We start from the raw sequence: 17695 nt of genomic DNA on the forward strand, positions 1-17695 counted from the left end.
GATGAGCTTCTTGCAGCCTTGGATGCTTGTGGCGATGCCGTTGGTGTTGTTGCCGGTCATCATTCACTGGATCAACCAACGACGTCATCAAACCAAACCGTGGGGCGCGATGGCGTTCCTGATGCAAGCGAACCAATTGTCGCGAGGCCATGCCAAGCTGCGACGTTGGTTGATTCTTGCCCTGCGGATGTTGGTTGTCGCTGGGATGATCTTCGCAGTCACACGTCCCATGTCGAGCGGGTTTCTCGGTTGGCGGTTCGGCGGGCACACTGACACCACGATCGTCATCCTCGACCGTTCTCCGAGTATGCAAGAGAGTGGCAGGGCTGGGCAATCTAAATTGATGAAGGGGCGTGACCAATTGGCAGGCATTCTCGGCACGTTGGGATCGTCGCATTGGGTGTTGATCGAGAGCGGCAATGAGACACCGAGTTCGTTTGCGACGCTCGAAGCGATGATGGATTCTCCGCGGACCCAAGGGGCGACCAGCACTGCGGATATCCCGAACATGGTGCATGCCGCAGTCGATTATCTGAAGCGGAACCAAGCGGGGGATGCCGACGTTTGGATTTGCAGCGATTTGCGGGCCGTCGATTGGGATTCGCAAAGCCATCACTGGAAGGTGTCGCGTGAGACGATCAAGCAGATGCCGCACTCGATTCGCTTCCATTTATTGGCTTATCCTGAATCCGATCGCTCCAATGTTTCGATTCGCGTCGCGGATGCGCAGCGGATCACCGACGCCGATGGGGACGCGGTCTTGGTGTCATTCCATCTTTCCCGTTCGAACGCCGTGAATTTGGACACCGTGAGTTCGAACACAGTGAGTTCGGACACAGTGAGTTCGGGTGAGATGGGATCCCCGGTGACCGTTCCGGTGCAAGTCGAGATCGACGGAGTGCGAACGCAGTTTGAGGTGTCACAGGTCGGCAGCCAGAGTGAAGTGCGCACGCAGCGAATCCCGATTGCGTCCCAGACCGAGTCGGGTTGGGGGCGTGTGGTCATTCCCGCCGATGCGAACCCTGCCGACAATGAATCGTTTTTTGTCTTCGCGGCTCCGCCACCACGACGTGTTGTATTGGTTAGCGATGATCGTGAAGCGACCAAGGCATTGGAGATTGCGGCGTCGGTGTCGCCTGATGAAGAATCGATCGTCGACGTCGAGGTGTTGTCGCCGCAGTCGCTTGATTCGATCGAGCTTGAGGGGGCTGCCTTGCTGGTGTGGTGTGTCGAGTTGCCGGACGCGTCGACATCCGCGCGAATTGCGGAATACGTGGACAAGGGGGGACAAGTGATTTTCTTTCCTCCCACTGCGTTGTTGTTGGGGGGCGGTGGTGCGGGGGACCGAGAATTTCGAGGCGTCCGCTGGAGCGAGTGGGTCGATCATGATGAAAAAGTAATGGTCGAGCATTGGCGTGCCGATCAAGATTTGCTCGCCGCAACACGCGGCGGGGCAGGATTGCCGGTGGGGCAATTGGAAATCCGGGGGCGGGCAACGTTGACGGGAGAGGTGACCGCGTTGGCATCGCTGAGCGGTGGAGATCCGTTGTTGGGGCGTGTGGCGACGGAGCGGGGAGGCGTTTATTTTTGCACTGCATCCCCCTCGGGCCAACGATCCTCGTTGGCGGATAACGGAGTTGTGTTGTACGCGATTGTTCAGCGTGCGATCGATCAGGGGCTGCGGGCGTTGGCAGCAACGAGTGCCCAGGTTGCCGGCCAGGTGGATTTGCCGATCGAGGGTTGGAAACCATTGGCTGGAAACTCCGAAGTGCTCTCGACCGAGTACTCGTCCAACGCCGGGGTGTACGAGAGCAGAGCAGAGCAGGGGGAGCGTTTAATCGCCGTGAATCGTTCGCCCCATGAGGATCAAGTGGATCAGGTCGATGCAGGGCAAGTTGAGGCGTTATTCGAAGGCGTTCGCTTTTCACGGATCGATGCAAGTGTTGACGATTCCAGCGGTATCGCCCGCGAAATTTGGCGGTTGTGCTTGTTTGCAATGATCATCGCGATGTTGTTGGAAGCGTGGCTGTGTCTGCCTCGACGATCCGATCCGATTCCCCGTCGAAATGCCGCAGATCAACGTGCACTTGATTCATGGCGCGATCGTACGACAATGAATCAGAACGGAAGGAATCAGGTCAAGGCTGCGGCGCCAGTTGACCTTCAAAAACAGGCCCGTCCCATCGAACAGGCCCGTCCCATCGAACAGGCCCGTCCCATCGAACAGGGAGGCCCCGCGTAATGGGATCAGGGATCACTTTCCAATCCAGCGTGATGTTCTTGACGCTCTCGGTCGTGGTGATCGCGATGGGGGGCGTCCTCGCCTGGACCGCTTGTGTTCGTAGTCGGTTTCGGTCATCGGTGGTTTGGCTCGAAGGGGTTCGTGTCGCTTTGGTGGCGTTGGCCGTTTTTCTACTCAATCAACCCGAGTTTGTTTATCAAGTCGATCCTATGCGGCGGCCGACCGTGATGATCTTGGGCGATGATTCGCTGAGCATGGATACCGCGGATGTCGTCAACGAGTGGATGCCCGAGCAAACTCGCCGAGATGCGATTCGTGACTTGATGGACCCGCAAACGTGGGATCGCTTGAGCGGCGATGCGGATGTGGTCGTTGCTGCGTTCGCGAGTGGAACTGAAAACGATCGAACGGATATCGATGCGGCGCTCGCATCGGCGATCAAGGGGTATCCAAGTCTACTCGCCGTGGTGTTGGCATCCGATGGAGATTGGAATTCGGGGGTTGCTCCGGTGGAACGGGCGACCCAGTTTCGTATGCAGCAAATTCCCATCTTCACAGTCCCGGTGGGCAGCACCGAGCGTCTGCCCGACGTCGAACTGTTGCGTTTTGATGTTCCCGCGTTGGGGGTCGCAAACAAAATGGTGCGGATTCCGTTTTCGGTGGAGAGTTCGTTAGCACAGGATCAGATTGCGGTCGCCAAGTTGACGGCCTCCGATGGAACCGAGGTCACCCATGAATTCACCATCGAAGCGATGGGGCAAACCGATAATGTGATTCAATGGGAAGCAAAGCAAGCGGGTGACTTTACGTTGACGTTGACCCTCCCGATGCATCCTCAAGAGCGGATCGCAAGCAACAATCAACTCACGATGCCGATTTCCATTCCGGAAGAGCGGTTGAAGGTGTTGGTGGTCGAGACACGCCCGCGTTGGGAGTATCGTTATTTACGCAATGCGCTTTCACGCGATCCCGGTATCGAGGTCTCGTGTTTGTTGTTTCATCCGGGGTTGAGTAAGACCGGAGGCGGAAACCGAGATTACATCGCATCGTTCCCCGCATCGTTGACCGAACTCTCGCAATACGACGTGGTGTTTCTTGGGGACGTCGGGCTTGGAGATGATCAGTTATCCGAGGCGCAATGTCGGCTGTTAAAAGGGTTGGTCGAACGACAGGCCAGCGGGCTGGTGTTTATCCCCGGCATTGCCGGAAACACGTTGTCATTAGTGGATTCGCCGCTGGGGGATTTATTGCCGGTGGTGCTGGATGCATCGCAACCGATGGGGTGGGGATCACGAGCGTCGAGCCACTTTGCCTTGACGGAGCTCGGCCGCCACAGTTTGTTGACAAGGCTTGCCGATAACGACGACGAGAATGCCAGAGTGTGGTCTGATTTGCCTGGCTTTCAGTGGTATGCCCCGATCGTTCGAGCCAAGGCGGGAGCGGAGGTGTTGGCGGTTCACGAGGATGCCTCGAATGAGTACGGCCGAACGCCGTTGGTCGTCACTCGTCCACAGGGCGCAGGCAAGGTGTTGTTGATGGGGACCGACGGGGCGTGGCGTTGGCGGCGCGGAGTCGAGGACTTGTACCATTATCGATTTTGGGGCCAAGTGGTGCGTTGGATGGCGTATCAGCACAGTCGCTCTAAAGGTTTGTACTACGCCCCCGAGCAACCCCGCATGCGGCAACGGGTCACGCTGAGTACCAATCGCTTGGATGACGACGGGAATCCCTTGAATGCAGGGGAGGTCTCGGCCCGTATTGTTGCGCCGTCGGGGAACACTCAGACGGTCGTGTTAGAAAATACGGGCGGCAACTGGGGAGCATTCCACGGTGCGTTCACGCCCCGCGAAGCAGGGGATTATCAAGTGACATTGTTGTTTCAGACGAGCGACTCACGATTCGAAACCAAGATTCATGTTCAAGACGCAATGCTCGAACGAATTGGTAAACCCGCTCGTCCGGAGGTTTTGGCGGAAATCGCCAAGGTGTCGCGTGGGTCGGTGTTGCCGGCCGATGAGCTCGATGCGATCCTCGATGTCGTGAAGGAAATCTCAATACCGACGCCCCAGGCTCGCCGCGTACAGATCTGGAGTCATCCGCTAGTCGCAATCTTATTGATCGGATTGTTGGGGCTATTTTGGACCGCCCGAAAACGCGTAGGATTGATGTAGCTTTGGCCGTCATTGGCTTTGCCTCGCTCTGACGCCAGCCGTTACCGAGTCGATAGAACCCATTCCGTTTAACCAATATTCATGAAGGTTGCCACGAAGCCCTTGAGCGTTTCCTTTTCCAACGACCGCGACAATCGACAACGCGTTCCGCACACGCTGCGTGGATCGTTGCAGACGTTTCGTAATCGCGTCTGGACCTCGAAGGTCGCCGAATCGATCACGTTGGTGATGGTTGCCGTGGTGGTCGCACTCTTGTTTGTCGTTGTACTTGATCGGTTTTGGGATACACCGATGTTGGTACGGATGGCGATCTGGTTGCTGGTCGTTGGGGTCGGTTTTGTGATCCCGTGGGTGCTGTATCGTTGGGTTTGGCAGTGCCGACGACTCGACCAACTCGCTAGATTGTTGCGGCGGCGTGAACCCGGCATCGGGGGCCAATTGTTAGGCGTGCTCGAGCTGGCCGAGAGCGATCGAGAGCAATCACGCTCGCCTGCCCTGTGCGAGGCCGCGATGGCACAGGTGGCCGAGTTGGTTGCCCAACGTGATCTCCGTGAAGCGGTGCCAAAGACTGCGCTGCGTGTGCTAGCGGGAACATTTGCGATTGCCCTCGTGGTGCTTGCGGTGCTGACGTTCTTGGCGACTCCGGCGGTGACGAGTGCATGCCGTCGATTGCTGATGCCGTGGCAATCGACACCGCGATATACCTTTGTGGAAATCGAGCCCCTTGTTGACTCGATGATCGTTCCGCATGGTGAGTCGATTCGTTGGCGTGTGAGTTTGAAACCGGAGAGTCGGTGGCGGCCGGCGCAGGCGATCGTTCGCATCGATGGGTTTCTGCAGATCGATGCAAAGCGTGAAGCCGATTCCTACACCTTTGAGTTTCCGCCGCGAACTGAAGCGACCGAGATAAAGCTTCGGGTGGGAGATTTGCATCGCACGATGATGTTGTTGCCAAAGTTGCGTCCTGGGCTCACTTCGGTCACCGCCCAAATGCAACTACCCGATTATTTGAACCGACCTGAAGCGATTGGAATGGATGTTCGTGGGGGCCGGTTGAGTGGGGTCCAAGGGAGTCGCGTTGATGTGTCGGCGACCGCCTCGAGTCCTCTCCGCAACGCGTCGCTCGACGGTGAAGCGGTCGCGGTCCAAGGGGCTTCCTTTTCGACCGGAGTGTTCGAAATCACGAAGGAACCCCGCCTGGTGCGACTGGGATGGCAAGACGAAGACGGGCTTCGGGGACGCGATTTGTTTGAAATGGCGGTGGAGGGAATCGCCGATGCGGCACCCAGCGTCGTCGCTCAAAATCTTGCTCGTGAACAGGTGTTACTGGAGACGGAACAAGTTAACTTTCAGCTGCAGACGCTGGATGATTTTGGTGTCAAACGTGTCGGTTTGGTGTGGGACGTAAGTGAGGAGGGGGCGAGTCGGAAAGTTCACGGCGAAAAAGTGCTCGCCAAGGGCGGCCCGTACGCATCATCGTTAAGTGTCGCGGCGGTTTTTTCCGCAGCTGCGCTGGGGATCAAGCCGGGCGTCGTGGAGTTGCGTTTGTGGGCCGAAGATTTTTTGCCCGGTCGTGAACGTCAATATTCAACGCCTTACACCTTTTACGTAATGACGACTCAACAGCATGCCCAATGGATCGCGCAACAAATGCAGAAGTGGCAGGGGGCGTCGTTGGATGTTCGTGATCGTGAGCTGGGGCTGCACGAGCGAAATAAACAGCTGCGAGCGATGCAGCAGGGTCAACTCTCTAACGATGCAATCCGAAACGAACTGCGAAAACAGGTCGTTGCTGAATCGGCCAACGCTCGCCGATTAGACGAATTGACGAAACAGGGTGAATCGTTATTGCGACAAGCCGCACGCAATACCGAGATCGAAGCCGAGCAAGTCCAAGACTGGGCCGAGATGCTGAAAACGCTTGGCGATATCTCCGAGAACCGTATGCCTTCGGTTGCGGAGCTACTGAAGAAAGCATCCGAGCAATCCACAGCCGCCTCCGTGGTTACCGATGACAGCGAACCGGTGGGGCAACGTCGGATGCAGTCCCGTGAAGGAAAGGGAGAGACCGCGGCAAGTGAAGCGGAGGGCAGCGATTCCGAACCAACGAAAACCCCAAGCGTTGTCGATCAAGAATCGTCTTTGCAACCCAGTGGTCCGCCTGAAAACGACGGCCGGGCTGAGCCCGCTAAGGAAATGCACGCCGACGATTCAAATTCGCGATTGGACAAGGCGGTGACGATCGTCGCGGGACCGGTCAACGAATCGGCAGCCAGCGAACCGGAACCGCCCGCCGCCGACGCCAGTTTAGAAGCGGCGGTGGACGAGCAAGCAAAATTGTTAGCCGAGTTTGAAAAGGTTTCCGATGAACTCGATGCCGTCCTCGCCAATCTCGAAGGCAGCACGTTGGTCAAACGATTGAAGGCCGCGTCGCGTCAACAGGCTCAGGTGGCTGACGAAATCGCCGATCACCTCGATGTCATGTTTGGAACACGCGATTCCTTCTCGGCAGACGAGCATGCGGTGCTTGAGCGGTTAGCGAAAGTCGAAGCCGATAGCGCCCTAAAGCTTGCGGCGATTATCTCGGATGTGGAGGGCTACTACTTGCGGCGGACTCTGATGCGATTCAAGTTTGTGCTCGAAGAGATGAAGCAACTGGAGGTGGTTGCGTCGTTAGCAAAGCTCAGCCGCCAAATTCATCGAGACCAAGGGCTGGTCATGGCGCAAAGCGAGTTTTGGGCCGATACGTTGGATCGCTGGGCTGACGATTTGATTCAAAGCGGTGAAGAGGAGGGGCAAAGCGAGGATGAAAATTCCGACCCGAAAAAGTTGGCATCGCTTCCGCCCGAAGCGGTTCTGGAGATGCTCAGGATCCTCGAAGGCGAAGTGAACTTGCGCGAGGCGACTCGTGTGGCCGAACAATCCAAGTCGAGTCTTAGTGAGGCGGAGTACCGGCAAGACGCGATCAGACTAAGTGATCGGCAAACCGAACTTCGCCAGCGAAGCGAACGGTTGGCAAGTGATTTGGAAGCGTTGCCCGATGGACAGGTTCATTTTGAGGGCGACATCAATCTGATGTTGATGGCTAGTCAAACCATGAACGAAGCGGCCAGCATGTTGCGATCGCCCAATACCGCCCGCGAAGCGATTGCGGCTCAAACCGAAGTGATCGAGATGTTGTTACGCTCTAAGCGAATCAATCCGCAAGGCGGCGGTGAAGGCGGGGCGAGCCCGGAAGGGGGAGGGCAGGGCGACACCGAAGAGGAGGCGTTGGCATTGTTAGGAGCGGGATTGAACGCGAAAGAGAAGCTGCGTGAAAGTGAGTCATTGCAAATGACCGGTCAGTCGGGACGGTCGTTGCCGGAAGAGTTCCGCGCCGGACTGGGCGAATACTTTCGACGTTTGGAGGAAAGTCGATGATCAAGCAAACTCACCTTGTGGCTCTGTTGTTGTGTTTCTTTGGCGTCTCGATTGGTTTGCCCACGCCCGTGTATGCGCAAGCCGAGCAAGCCCAAGGCCGCGATCCCGTCTCGCGTGATCTGCAAGAAATGTACGACCGCGGATTAGCGTATTTGCTGCAAACGCAAACCGAAGACGGGACTTGGTCGAGCGGAGGCGAAGCCGGTGCGGGGACCACTGCGCTGGGATTGTTGGCGTTTTTAGCTTCGGGTGACGATCCCAATTTTGGACTCTATCGCAGCGCCATTCGTAAATCGCTTCGCAATCTCATTCTCTCTCAGTCGAGTGAGACCGGATACATGGGACCGAGTATGTATCACCATGGCTTCGCGATGTTGGCGCTCGCCGAGGCCTATGGCGCCGTGGATGAAAGCGACTTGTGGGCCGCTGGATCCTCGGGCGTCGAAGATGGCGAAAATCAACGGAGTATCGGTCAAGCGTTGGAGTTGGCGGTGCGCTCGGCGTTGACGTCGCAAAAGGTCAATTCGCTTGGGGCATGGCGTTATTCTCCCGGCGCCAAGGATGCGGATACCTCCGTTAGCGGCGCCGTCATGATGGGGTTGCTGGCCGCCCGCAATGCGGGGATCGAGGTCTCGGATGAATCGATCGATCGCGCATTGGACTACTTCGCCAGTATGACGTCCGAGAATGGCGCAGTCGGATACGCCGGAGGGCTGAGTGGGTTTGGGGAATCGTTGGCACGCTCGTCGATCGTTTGTTTACTTTATTCCATCGCTCGGCGAAAAGATTTGCCCCAATACAAGGCGACCGAAACCTATCTGCGTCAGAACTTGAATGAGCGAACCGGATGGATCGAGTACACGTGGTATTACCAATCCCAGGCTCTTTTTCAAGCCGATGTCAAGTTGTGGGAAACGTGGAACAAATCGTTGATCGACAAGCTGAAATCACGACAAAATCCTGACGGCAGTTTTGCGGGGGATTTGGGAGCAGCAAATTCAACCTCGATGTCGCTGTTGGCGTTAGCGCTGAATTTTCGATTCTTGCCTATCTACGAGCGATAAATACGATGCGGGTTGGCTTTACAGTTTTGGTAACACTCGTGGCTCTGTCGGGAGCTCGGTTGATAACATCGACGGCCCGTGGGGCGGAGATGCGGGTATGGCTTGTCGATGGAGGGCATGTCGACGGGGTGTTGAGTGGGGAAGGGGACTCCGAACGTATCGTTTGTGATAGTCCTCTGTTCGTCGATCCGTTACAGTTCGATGTGCGTGTGGTGGAACAGGTTTCGAAGAAAAATGCGATCTTGGGGCGGCGTTATCGTTTGCGTTCACTGAGCCAAGGGCGGCATGATTTCGGCAGCCCCGCACGCAGCCTGTTCTTGAAAACCGGGGTGCCGGATTGGCGCCGAGTTCCCTGGTCCGCCACGGACTCGCTCGCCATGACCCTCGTCGCCGACGGAGTCAAGATAGCGGGGTGGCTCGAGCAGACTGGGACGCCGGACAGCGGGCGGCTCGTTTGGCAGCCCGCGTTGGCACGCAATGCCACGGAGTTGGCAGCAACGTCACAAGGCAAGATTACGGTCGGTTCACCGCGACGCAGTGAAGTGCCACAGGAATGGGCCGATGCGTTGCCCATCAACTACCGTAGCGGAGACTCGGTCGTGGGGTGGATCCAAGGGATCGATTCCAATGGCGTGTCGGTGGAATTACCAGGGCAGGGCAGGGTGTTGATCGAGAATGCGGAGTTGCATTCGGTCACACTCACGAAAGTCACCAAGCCGCTCGACGTGGATCCGAGGGATCTGCAACGGTTGCTCGTTGTGCCTCGATCTGAACAGCACAAACCTCCATTGCACGTGGTGGTGTCGGTGACCGGAGATTTGTTGCGAGGGACTGTCGTGGAGTTGAGCGGTGAAGCCCTGGTGGTCCAAGTGCGATCGAAAATGGTTGTGATTCCGCGTGATCGGGTGGCCAAAATCGTTTGGCTGCGTTCGCAAACGTCCGCCAACGAATCGCTCGTGGTTGAAACACCAGCACACGAAGTACCTGAGGCATTTCTCGTGCATGCGGAGTTGGTGGATAAACGCAACGTCACGCTCCGTGGGGGGGCCTTCCGCGATCAAACCTTGTCGGGGCAGAGCAGGGCGTTGGGGAGCTTTTCTATCGCGTTGAGCGAGGTCAAATCGATCTACTTCGGCCGCGATCCTGTGATGTTGTCGCGGGATCAGTCCCCGCTTGCCTGGGGGACTACGGCGGCGACGGTTCCCAGGGCGTATCGTGAACCGCAGACGCGCAAATCCGTTCCACTGGGTAGCGATTCGCGATTGCTTGGAAAGCCGGCACCGCCGCTTTCTTTGAAAACCCTCGATGGCGATTCCTTTGATCTCGGGGAGCGTAAAGGACGTGTCGTCGTGCTCGACTTCTGGGCAAGTTGGAGTGCGCCGAGTTTGCGTTCCTTGGCCGAGGTATCGCAAGTGATCGCTGCGTTGGGAGATGGCGAGGTGGATTGGGTGGCGATCAATCTTGAAGAGTCCGCCGAGAGCGCCACGCGGGCTCGCAAGCGAGTCGGCGTCGATGCGACTGTATTGTTGGATGTCGACGGAGACGCCGCATACGTTTATCAGGCAAAGTCGCTGCCGCACACCGTCGTGATCGATCGCAACGGAGTGGTCGTTAACGTGATCGGTCGCGACACGCCAAAGCGGCTTGATATTTTACGCCGCGCACTACAGCAACGATTTGCCGAGCCGAAATAGCTCGCCGACAATCTCGGCATGGTTCTCGGAGTCGATCAGAGCCACGCCGGCTAACGCGGATATTGCATCCGAACGAGCCGAAATGTTCCGCCGTTTACGCAACTTCAACGCGAGTAAGCGAGCGAATCTCGCTGTTGCCCCGGTCCCTCGCTGACGCTTCGGGTTATGAAACGATCCGCGGCTAATGCCCTTCGGCTAAGGTGAATTAAACCGAATCATTCCTACCTCGGTGCTTCACGTCTTGAAATCACGGTACGCTTGGATCGGTCATCGCGTTTTCCGCAAAGCCTTTGTTTCGCAACAGACAAGCGTCGCAGTGGCCGCAGGGGATGCCGCCTACGCCCGGGTCGTAGCACGATAGCGTTTGCGAGTAGTCGACGCCTAACGAGATGCCTTTGTTGATGATTTGTGCTTTGGTCAGATGGATCAGCGGAGTGTGAATCTTCATCGGCTGAATGCCTTCGACCCCCGCTTTGGTGGCGAGGTTAGCCATCGTTTCAAAGGCCGCAATGAAGTCGGGGCGACAATCGGGATAGCCGCTGTAGTCCAACGCGTTGACGCCGATAAAAATGTCGGTCGAGTGGATCGTTTCGGCAAACGCCAGTGCAAGCGATAGGAATACGGTGTTGCGTGCGGGGACGTAGGTGACGGGAATCGAATGGTCGAGCGAGTCGAACGCGTCACTTTTGGGGACATGAATCGATGCGTCGGTGAGCGCCGAACCACCAAATTGAGCCAAGTTGATGTCGATCACTCGGTAGGATGCGGCGTCCAGCGAGGTGGCGAGTTGTTCGGCACGCTCAAGTTCGTATTCGTGGCGTTGCCCGTAACGGAAACTAATCGCATGCGGCGCAAAACCTTCCTCACGCGCGATCGCCAAGCAAGTGGCGCTGTCCAGGCCGCCAGACAATAGCACCACGGCGCTGCGTTGGGGTGAATTCGTCATCACAGTATTCTCGAGATTGAGCATTCCATCGCGGTTGTGTTTGTCGTTAAACGCATGACGGGCTAGCCGTCGGTCCGCTTTCTAGTCGCGTTTGTTCCACAACTTGCGGCCAATCGATGGATTGTAATTCGTCCAGTTGCCATCGGCGGAGATGTCGGACTCGATGATGTTGGTGAAGGATTCGATCTTGGCATCGAGGTTATCGATGTGATGCAGCGTCACGGCTTCGAGCGTGACCGGCAATTTGGGACTGCCAAATTCGAGCTGACCATGGTGGCTGACGACGAGGTGTTCGAGCTGCAATCGTAAATCGCTCGGAAACGGTTCGCCAGCGGAGCCGAGTTCGCGGATCTTGTCTCCCAGCATTTGAATACCGATCACGATGTGGCCGACAAGCTGTCCTCGGTCGGTGTAGGTCGATTCGCCTTCGCCGGACAATTCTTCGAGTTTCCCTAAGTCGTGCAGAAACGCGCCGAACATCAACAATTCGGTATCGAGTTGGGGATAGCGTGGTCCGACCAGGGCGCACAGCTCCATCATGTCGACCGTGTGTCGTAGCAATCCGCCGGGGTAAGCGTGGTGGATGCTTACCGCAGCGGCACCAAGTTCAAGCTTTTGCATGAACGAGTCATCGCAAAGGAATGCTTGACCGAGGCGTCGCAGATGAACGTTATGAAGATCGCCGAGCAATTCGGACAACCGAGCGAGCAGGCGTTGGGATTGGTCGGCATCAAATCGCTCGAAGTCGGCCACATCGACTTCGCTCGGGTCCATCCGTTCGACGGCGGTCACGATCATCTGAAGCGCGCCGTTGTGGATTTGGGTGCGACCGACACAGTGCACATAGTCGCCGCGGTCGAATGAATCAAAGATGATTTCATCGGCGTTCCAAAGCATTCCCGAAACGGTGCCCGTGCGATCGGTAAGTTTCAAAATGATGTACTTTCCGCCTTGGCGATTCACGCGGAGTTGTTTGTCGGATGCGCGAAACGATTGTTCAACCTGTTGGCCGTCGGTTAAATCTGAGATGGGTGTACGATTCACGCTGCAGAGCACTTGCGTTGGGGAGCGGTGGGTTAGGGAGATTTGTCACCTAGGATGGCCTTTGGGGGCTAGGATTGGCAAGGCCCAAGGAAAACGCGTTGGCCGAGACGGTGGGCACGCGTGTCTGGACACACGAGTCTGGACACACGAGTCTGGACACACGAGTCTGGACACACGAGTCTGGGGGGGCGAGTCGCTTCTCTGGGGGCTTGAGGTTTCTCTGGGGGCTTGAGGTTTCTCTGGGGGCTTGAGGTTTCTCTGGGGGTTTGGGGTTCGTCATACCGAAGGCCGCTGGCGCGTGGGCGTGGATCTTGTGTCAATCGGTTTGGCGATCCGAGGGGGCTCGCGGCGAGGCGGGGGGTGACGAAAATTGCTCCTGAAAAAGGCTCTGGCAGGTGGGGGCGGGGGCACACTGCCCCGGATCGCCCCGTTATGCTGTGCCCTTGGAATTTTGCCTCCCTTTGCGATCTCGCTGCGAAGGGAGTTCAGATGGGCCCAAGTTCTGGGTAAACTGGTAACATGTCACAAGATACTCCCGCCGCAAATCAACGCACGACCTCGGTCAATTTGGTCCGTTCATCCAATCCCTGGACCCAAGCCAATAGTGCGGCCGGGTTTGTGCTGCGTTATTTGGTGATTGTGCGTCGCCAATTAGTGACGGTTCTCGGTTCACCTCAGCATGCCGACGAGTGCTTGAAGCTGTTGATTGCCCATTTGGTTTCGGTTGGTTTTGGAGAGCACAAAAAAGGCAAGTTGCGAGACTTTTTAATTCGTGCGATTCGTTCCACTGCCAAGGCGCGGCTAGCGGAGCTTCCCGAGGAGCAACGCTCGGCGGTGGGCATCGAATCGATCATGAACAATAATGAAAAGTGGTTGTCATTGTGGCGTACCGGTTTATTGGAGCGTGCGTGGCGATCGCTTGAGCAGCTTGAGCACAAGAAACCTGAGCTGCCGATGTATTCGGTGTTGCATTGTGCGACGACGAAATCAAAGCAGCCTTCGCAAACACTTTCTCAGCGAATCAAGCTTGAAAAAGGAATCGAAATCGACGAGGCGAGAATTCGAGAGGTTTTACCCGAAGCCCGCGCCATGTTCGCCCAGTTGCTTGCCGATGAAGTCGCCGAGACTTTGGAAAAGCCCACGGCGCAAGAGGTCAAGATCGAGTTGCAAACTCTCGGTTTGACCAAAGCGTTTGACGGAATCGTCATTTGATCTTCCTGCCCACCTTCCCGCCCGATGATGTCGCAATCGGCTCATGAAGAGCTTGTTGCGCCCCTCCCATTTTCTGAGTCTGACATGAACACCATTCAATCCTTCCGTGTCCGGGTATCTGTTTTCGTTGTGATCGCGACGGTGGTCAACGCCACCGCGTTTGCCCAATCCGAGAGCGCCAGCGACGCGGCGACGCGTGTCACCGTGGAAACGCCTGAGGTGGAGGTGGTGATCGTTGAAAAAGAGCAGGCGGGACCGCCTCGGATTTTGGATGACGAAGGGCGTATGGTGAACTTTCAGCGAGACATCTCGCCGATATTGGTCGCCAAGTGTCTCGATTGTCATGGCCCCGAAGAAGCAAAAAATGATTTTCGTGTCGACGATGTGGATGCGGTGATGGGATACATCGAGGCCGAGGATGTGGAGTCGAGTTCGTTGTTTTCCGACTACTTAACCACCGAAGATACCGACATGTTGATGCCACCGGTTTCACATGGAGGCCCGTTAACGCCGGGGGAACTCGCGTTGATTCGGGTTTGGATTTCCGAAGGTGCTGTTTGGCCCGAGGGGACGCCGCTGGTGGCATCCCAGGTGGTGGCCTCGGCGCCGACTAGCCAAGCGCGAGTGCGGAGTTTGCCCGAGCGCGTGTGGGCGTTTCAAGGATACCTGCACCCGGCGATTGTTCACTTCCCTGTGGCGCTGTTGACGGTGGGAGCCTTGTTTGTGGTGCTCGGTTGGAAATGGCCGATTCTGGGGACTCAAATTCCGTTGGCCTGTTTGGTGTTGGGGGCGTTGTCGACGATCGTGGCGACCGCCATGGGGTGGTCCTTTGCAACGGAGCAGGGCTACGCTGGATGGGATCGTATTGATTTTGATTCCGAGATTTTTTGGCATCGTTGGAGTGGAATCATCCTTACGCTGTTGTCGGTGGCGTTGATGGTGGCTGCGGCGATCAGCGTTTGGAAAGATAGCCCAGGATGGACGCGTGTTTGGAAGGGCGGTTTGTTAGTCGCCGCAGTGATCGTCGGATTGGTCGGTCACCAAGGTGGCGAGCTGAGCTACGGCAAAGATTTTTATCCCAAAGCGTTTCGAGTTTTGTTGGGCAATGAAGGGTCTGTCACGCCGACGGTTGCGGTGGAGGTCGAGGCCGGTGACACCGTGGTGCTCGAAGCCGACGGGGTGGTGGAGGTTGAGATCGACGAATCCGCCTCTGCGACGCAGTAGCGGTAAACACGGTGGCGCAGTACTAAGCAGGTAGGCAGGAGTCTTTCGGTAGATTAGCCGTTTTGGCGTTAGCCCCAGTTCAAGCGGTTCAACCGGGGCTAACGGCCAAGCGGCTAATGGGATTTCACCCAATCATTCCTGCCTCCCTGCTTAGTGACGCAGTAGCAGCGACGCGAAATCTTCATCAAAGCTTCGCGGCGGCGCTGGGGGATCGGCGCAGGGTGAATGGCGGAATGGCAGGCGGAATGACAGTCGTTTTTTGCCGCCCCAGGGGCAGGCGGCGCGATCTCCGGTGGAGCCCACGGTGCCTCCCACGGTGCTGCGGGCTCCGTTACATTGGTGTTGCGACCGACATCCCCCGTCTCCTCTTATCGTGAAACGCCGCCGTGTCAAAAAAGAGTGTAGGAGCCAAGAAGAAAACGCGTGCGATCGATTTGCCGCTGCCCGATCATCGGTTCATGAATCGTGAATTGGGCTGGCTTGAGTTCAATCAACGCGTGCTCGAACAAGCCGAGGATCGTTCGGTTCCACTGCTTGAACGGGCGAAGTTTCTTGCCATCTCGGGCTCGAATCTTGACGAGTTTGTGATGGTCCGGGTCGGGGGCTTGAAGCTGCAATTTGATCGCAACGCGATGGTTCGCGATGCCGCGGGGTTGACCATTTCGCAACAGATCAACGCCGTTTCAAGTCGTTGTCATGAAATGGTTGCCCGCCAATATGATTTGCTTCGCGATGTGCTTGAGCCGCTATTGGCCGACGCCGACATTCGCCGGATTACGTTTGACGATTGCAGCGATCGGGCGCGTGAGGTCGCCGACCAACGGTTCCTCGCCGATGTCTCGGCGGTGTTGTCACCCCAAGCGATTACCCATGATCGTCCCTTTCCACTGCTACAAGGGTTGGGCGTTCATTTATGCGTTCGTTTGCGGGCGGTGTCGAGTCCGGTGAAAACGACGGATGGGGCACCGTCACCGGCCCCCAACGCCGAAGGGGAATCCGAAGGTTCAAATCCAGCAGAGGCTTGGCAATTCGCCGTGATCCCGCTCGGTAAAATGGTTCCGCGATTACTCGCGATGCCGTCTGAACGCGGTCACGACTATATGTTGCTAGAGGACTTGGTCACGCATTACATCGAGGATTTCTTTCCCGGCCGCGAGGTGATGGAATGTGTCGCGTTTCGAATCACGCGGAATGCCGATGTGGAATTGCAAGAGGATGGTGCGGCGGATCTTGTCGACGGGATGGAAGAGGTGCTCGAAAGTCGACGGCTGTCACGCGTCGTCCGACTGGAGTACAGCGCTGCGGCAAGCGATCACGTGATTGCATTTTTGTCTGAAAAGATGCAGTTGACCAACCAGGATCTGTATCCGATCGATGGACCCTTGGATCTGAGTTACCTATTCACGCTGCACGGTTTAGAAGGTTTTGACTCGTTGCGAGATGAGGCCTGGGTTCCTCAATCGCATCCCGCCATCGATCCAGCCGAAGGCATGTTTAGCACGATTGCAAAAGGGGATCTGTTGCTCGTCCATCCCTACGAACGCTTTGATCCGATCATTCGCTTGATCGAAGAGGCGTCGAGCGATCCCGATGTATTGGCGATCAAGCAGGTGCTTTATCGGACGAGTAAGCGAAGTCCGATCGTTGCCGCGTTGATGCGCGCCGCAGAGCGTGGAAAGTATGTCTCGGTGATCGTCGAGCTGAAGGCACGATTTGATGAAGCGCGAAACATCGAGTGGGCGCGCGAGATGGAGCAGGCCGGAGTCCAAGTGATCTACGGGATTCGAGGTTTGAAGACCCATGCGAAGGTCTGTATCATCGTTCGCCGTGAGTCTCAAGGGATCGTTCGCTACCTGCACTTTGGCACCGGCAATTACAACGAAGCGACCGCGAAGATCTACAGTGATGTGTCGCTGTTGACTTGCAATGATACGTTGGGCGCCGATGCGACGGCATTCTTCAATGCCGTGACCGGAGCCAGTCAGCCACAGCAGTTGCAGTTGTTGGCTGCTGCACCGATTACGCTTCGTAAACGCATTCTCGATCTCATCGAAGCGGAAACCCAGCGTTGTCTCGAGGGCCAGAAAGCCGAGATTGTTGCCAAGTTCAATGCGTTGGTCGATACGCAAGTCATTGATGCGTTGTATCGAGCCAGCCAAGCGGGGGTTCGGATCCGGTTGAATATTCGCGGCGTCTGTTGTTTGGTGCCGGGGGTGAAGGGATTGAGCGAGAATATCGAAGTGATCTCGATCGTCGATCGTTTCCTTGAGCACGCTCGGGTGATCTATTTTCGGCATGGTGGCGACGACGAATTGTTCATCAGCAGTGCGGATTGGATGCCACGTAACTTGGATCGGCGCGTCGAGCTGTTTGTGCCCGTGTTGGATCCCGGTTGCCGGCTGCGGTTGCTGCAGACATTACGCACCTACTTCAAAGACAACACGAATTCATGGCGAATGCTCTCCAGCGGGGTGTATGAACGCGGCCAACCCCAGAAGAAGGGCAAGGAAGCGTTCCAGTCGCAGCGAGTGCTCTACGACCAGGCCGTCGAGATGACGAGGAAAGCCAAGCAGAGCCGTCGTACCACCTTTGAGACCCATGAGCCCAAGCAACAGGAACAAACCTAGGTTACGCAACGGTCTTCCCAGTATTGCAAGCATTGCCTCGCGCCAAGTCGC

At 56.8% G+C, this 17695-nt stretch carries 10 protein-coding genes; 8 read left to right on the forward strand and 2 right to left on the reverse strand.

What is annotated here, in order from left to right; translation table 11 throughout:
- Position 1 precedes the first annotated feature (1 nt).
- From Pla52o_RS01160 to Pla52o_RS01180, 5 genes are all read left to right on the forward strand, one after another.
- The gene (locus tag Pla52o_RS01160; RefSeq protein ID WP_146592755.1) at positions 2 to 2242 is read left to right on the forward strand and encodes a BatA domain-containing protein; all 2241 of its coding nucleotides are present in this window, start codon (positions 2 to 4) and stop codon (positions 2240 to 2242) included.
- Positions 2242 to 4413: a hypothetical protein gene (locus Pla52o_RS01165; protein ID WP_146592756.1), complete on the forward strand. Its 2172-nt coding sequence runs from the start codon at positions 2242 to 2244 to the stop codon at positions 4411 to 4413. The genes Pla52o_RS01160 and Pla52o_RS01165 overlap by 1 nt, the downstream gene beginning before the upstream one ends.
- 81 nt (positions 4414 to 4494) lie before the next feature.
- Entirely contained in the window at positions 4495 to 7833 is a 3339-nt protein-coding gene (locus Pla52o_RS01170) for a hypothetical protein (RefSeq protein WP_146592757.1), read from the forward strand.
- A complete protein-coding gene (locus tag Pla52o_RS01175; RefSeq protein WP_146592758.1) occupies positions 7830 to 8897 on the forward strand; it encodes a prenyltransferase/squalene oxidase repeat-containing protein in 1068 nt (355 codons plus the stop codon). Before Pla52o_RS01170 ends, Pla52o_RS01175 begins: the two co-directional genes overlap by 4 nt.
- Before the next feature lie 59 nt (positions 8898 to 8956).
- Positions 8957 to 10591: a TlpA family protein disulfide reductase gene (locus Pla52o_RS01180; protein ID WP_197168932.1), complete on the forward strand. Its 1635-nt coding sequence runs from the start codon at positions 8957 to 8959 to the stop codon at positions 10589 to 10591.
- A gap of 247 nt (positions 10592 to 10838) precedes the next feature.
- Here Pla52o_RS01180 and queC read toward each other — a convergent pair whose 3' ends face one another.
- Positions 10839 to 11537, reverse strand: a complete 699-nt coding sequence (queC, locus tag Pla52o_RS01185) for a 7-cyano-7-deazaguanine synthase QueC (protein WP_146592760.1) — start codon at positions 11535 to 11537, stop codon at positions 10839 to 10841.
- A gap of 81 nt (positions 11538 to 11618) precedes the next feature.
- A complete protein-coding gene (locus Pla52o_RS01190; protein ID WP_146592761.1) occupies positions 11619 to 12581 on the reverse strand; it encodes a 3'-5' exoribonuclease YhaM family protein in 963 nt (320 codons plus the stop codon).
- 519 nt (positions 12582 to 13100) lie between these two features.
- On the opposite strand from Pla52o_RS01190, the gene Pla52o_RS01195 reads away from it, so the two are divergent.
- The 3 genes from Pla52o_RS01195 (at position 13101) to ppk1 (ending at position 17644) form a co-directional block, all read left to right on the forward strand.
- Positions 13101 to 13793, forward strand: coding sequence for a hypothetical protein (locus Pla52o_RS01195; RefSeq protein ID WP_146592762.1), 693 nt, complete (start codon positions 13101 to 13103; stop codon positions 13791 to 13793).
- 84 nt (positions 13794 to 13877) lie between these two features.
- Positions 13878 to 15017 (forward strand): c-type cytochrome domain-containing protein, encoded by a 1140-nt coding sequence (locus tag Pla52o_RS01200; RefSeq protein ID WP_146592763.1) that lies wholly within the window; start codon positions 13878 to 13880, stop codon positions 15015 to 15017.
- Between the two features lie 458 nt (positions 15018 to 15475).
- Positions 15476 to 17644: a polyphosphate kinase 1 gene (gene ppk1 / locus Pla52o_RS01205; RefSeq protein ID WP_449289955.1), complete on the forward strand. Its 2169-nt coding sequence runs from the start codon at positions 15476 to 15478 to the stop codon at positions 17642 to 17644.
- The last annotated feature ends 51 nt before the right edge of the window (positions 17645 to 17695 follow it).

The organism is Novipirellula galeiformis (assembly GCF_007860095.1).
In the GTDB taxonomy this organism is placed as follows: Bacteria; Planctomycetota; Planctomycetia; order Pirellulales; family Pirellulaceae; genus Novipirellula; species Novipirellula galeiformis.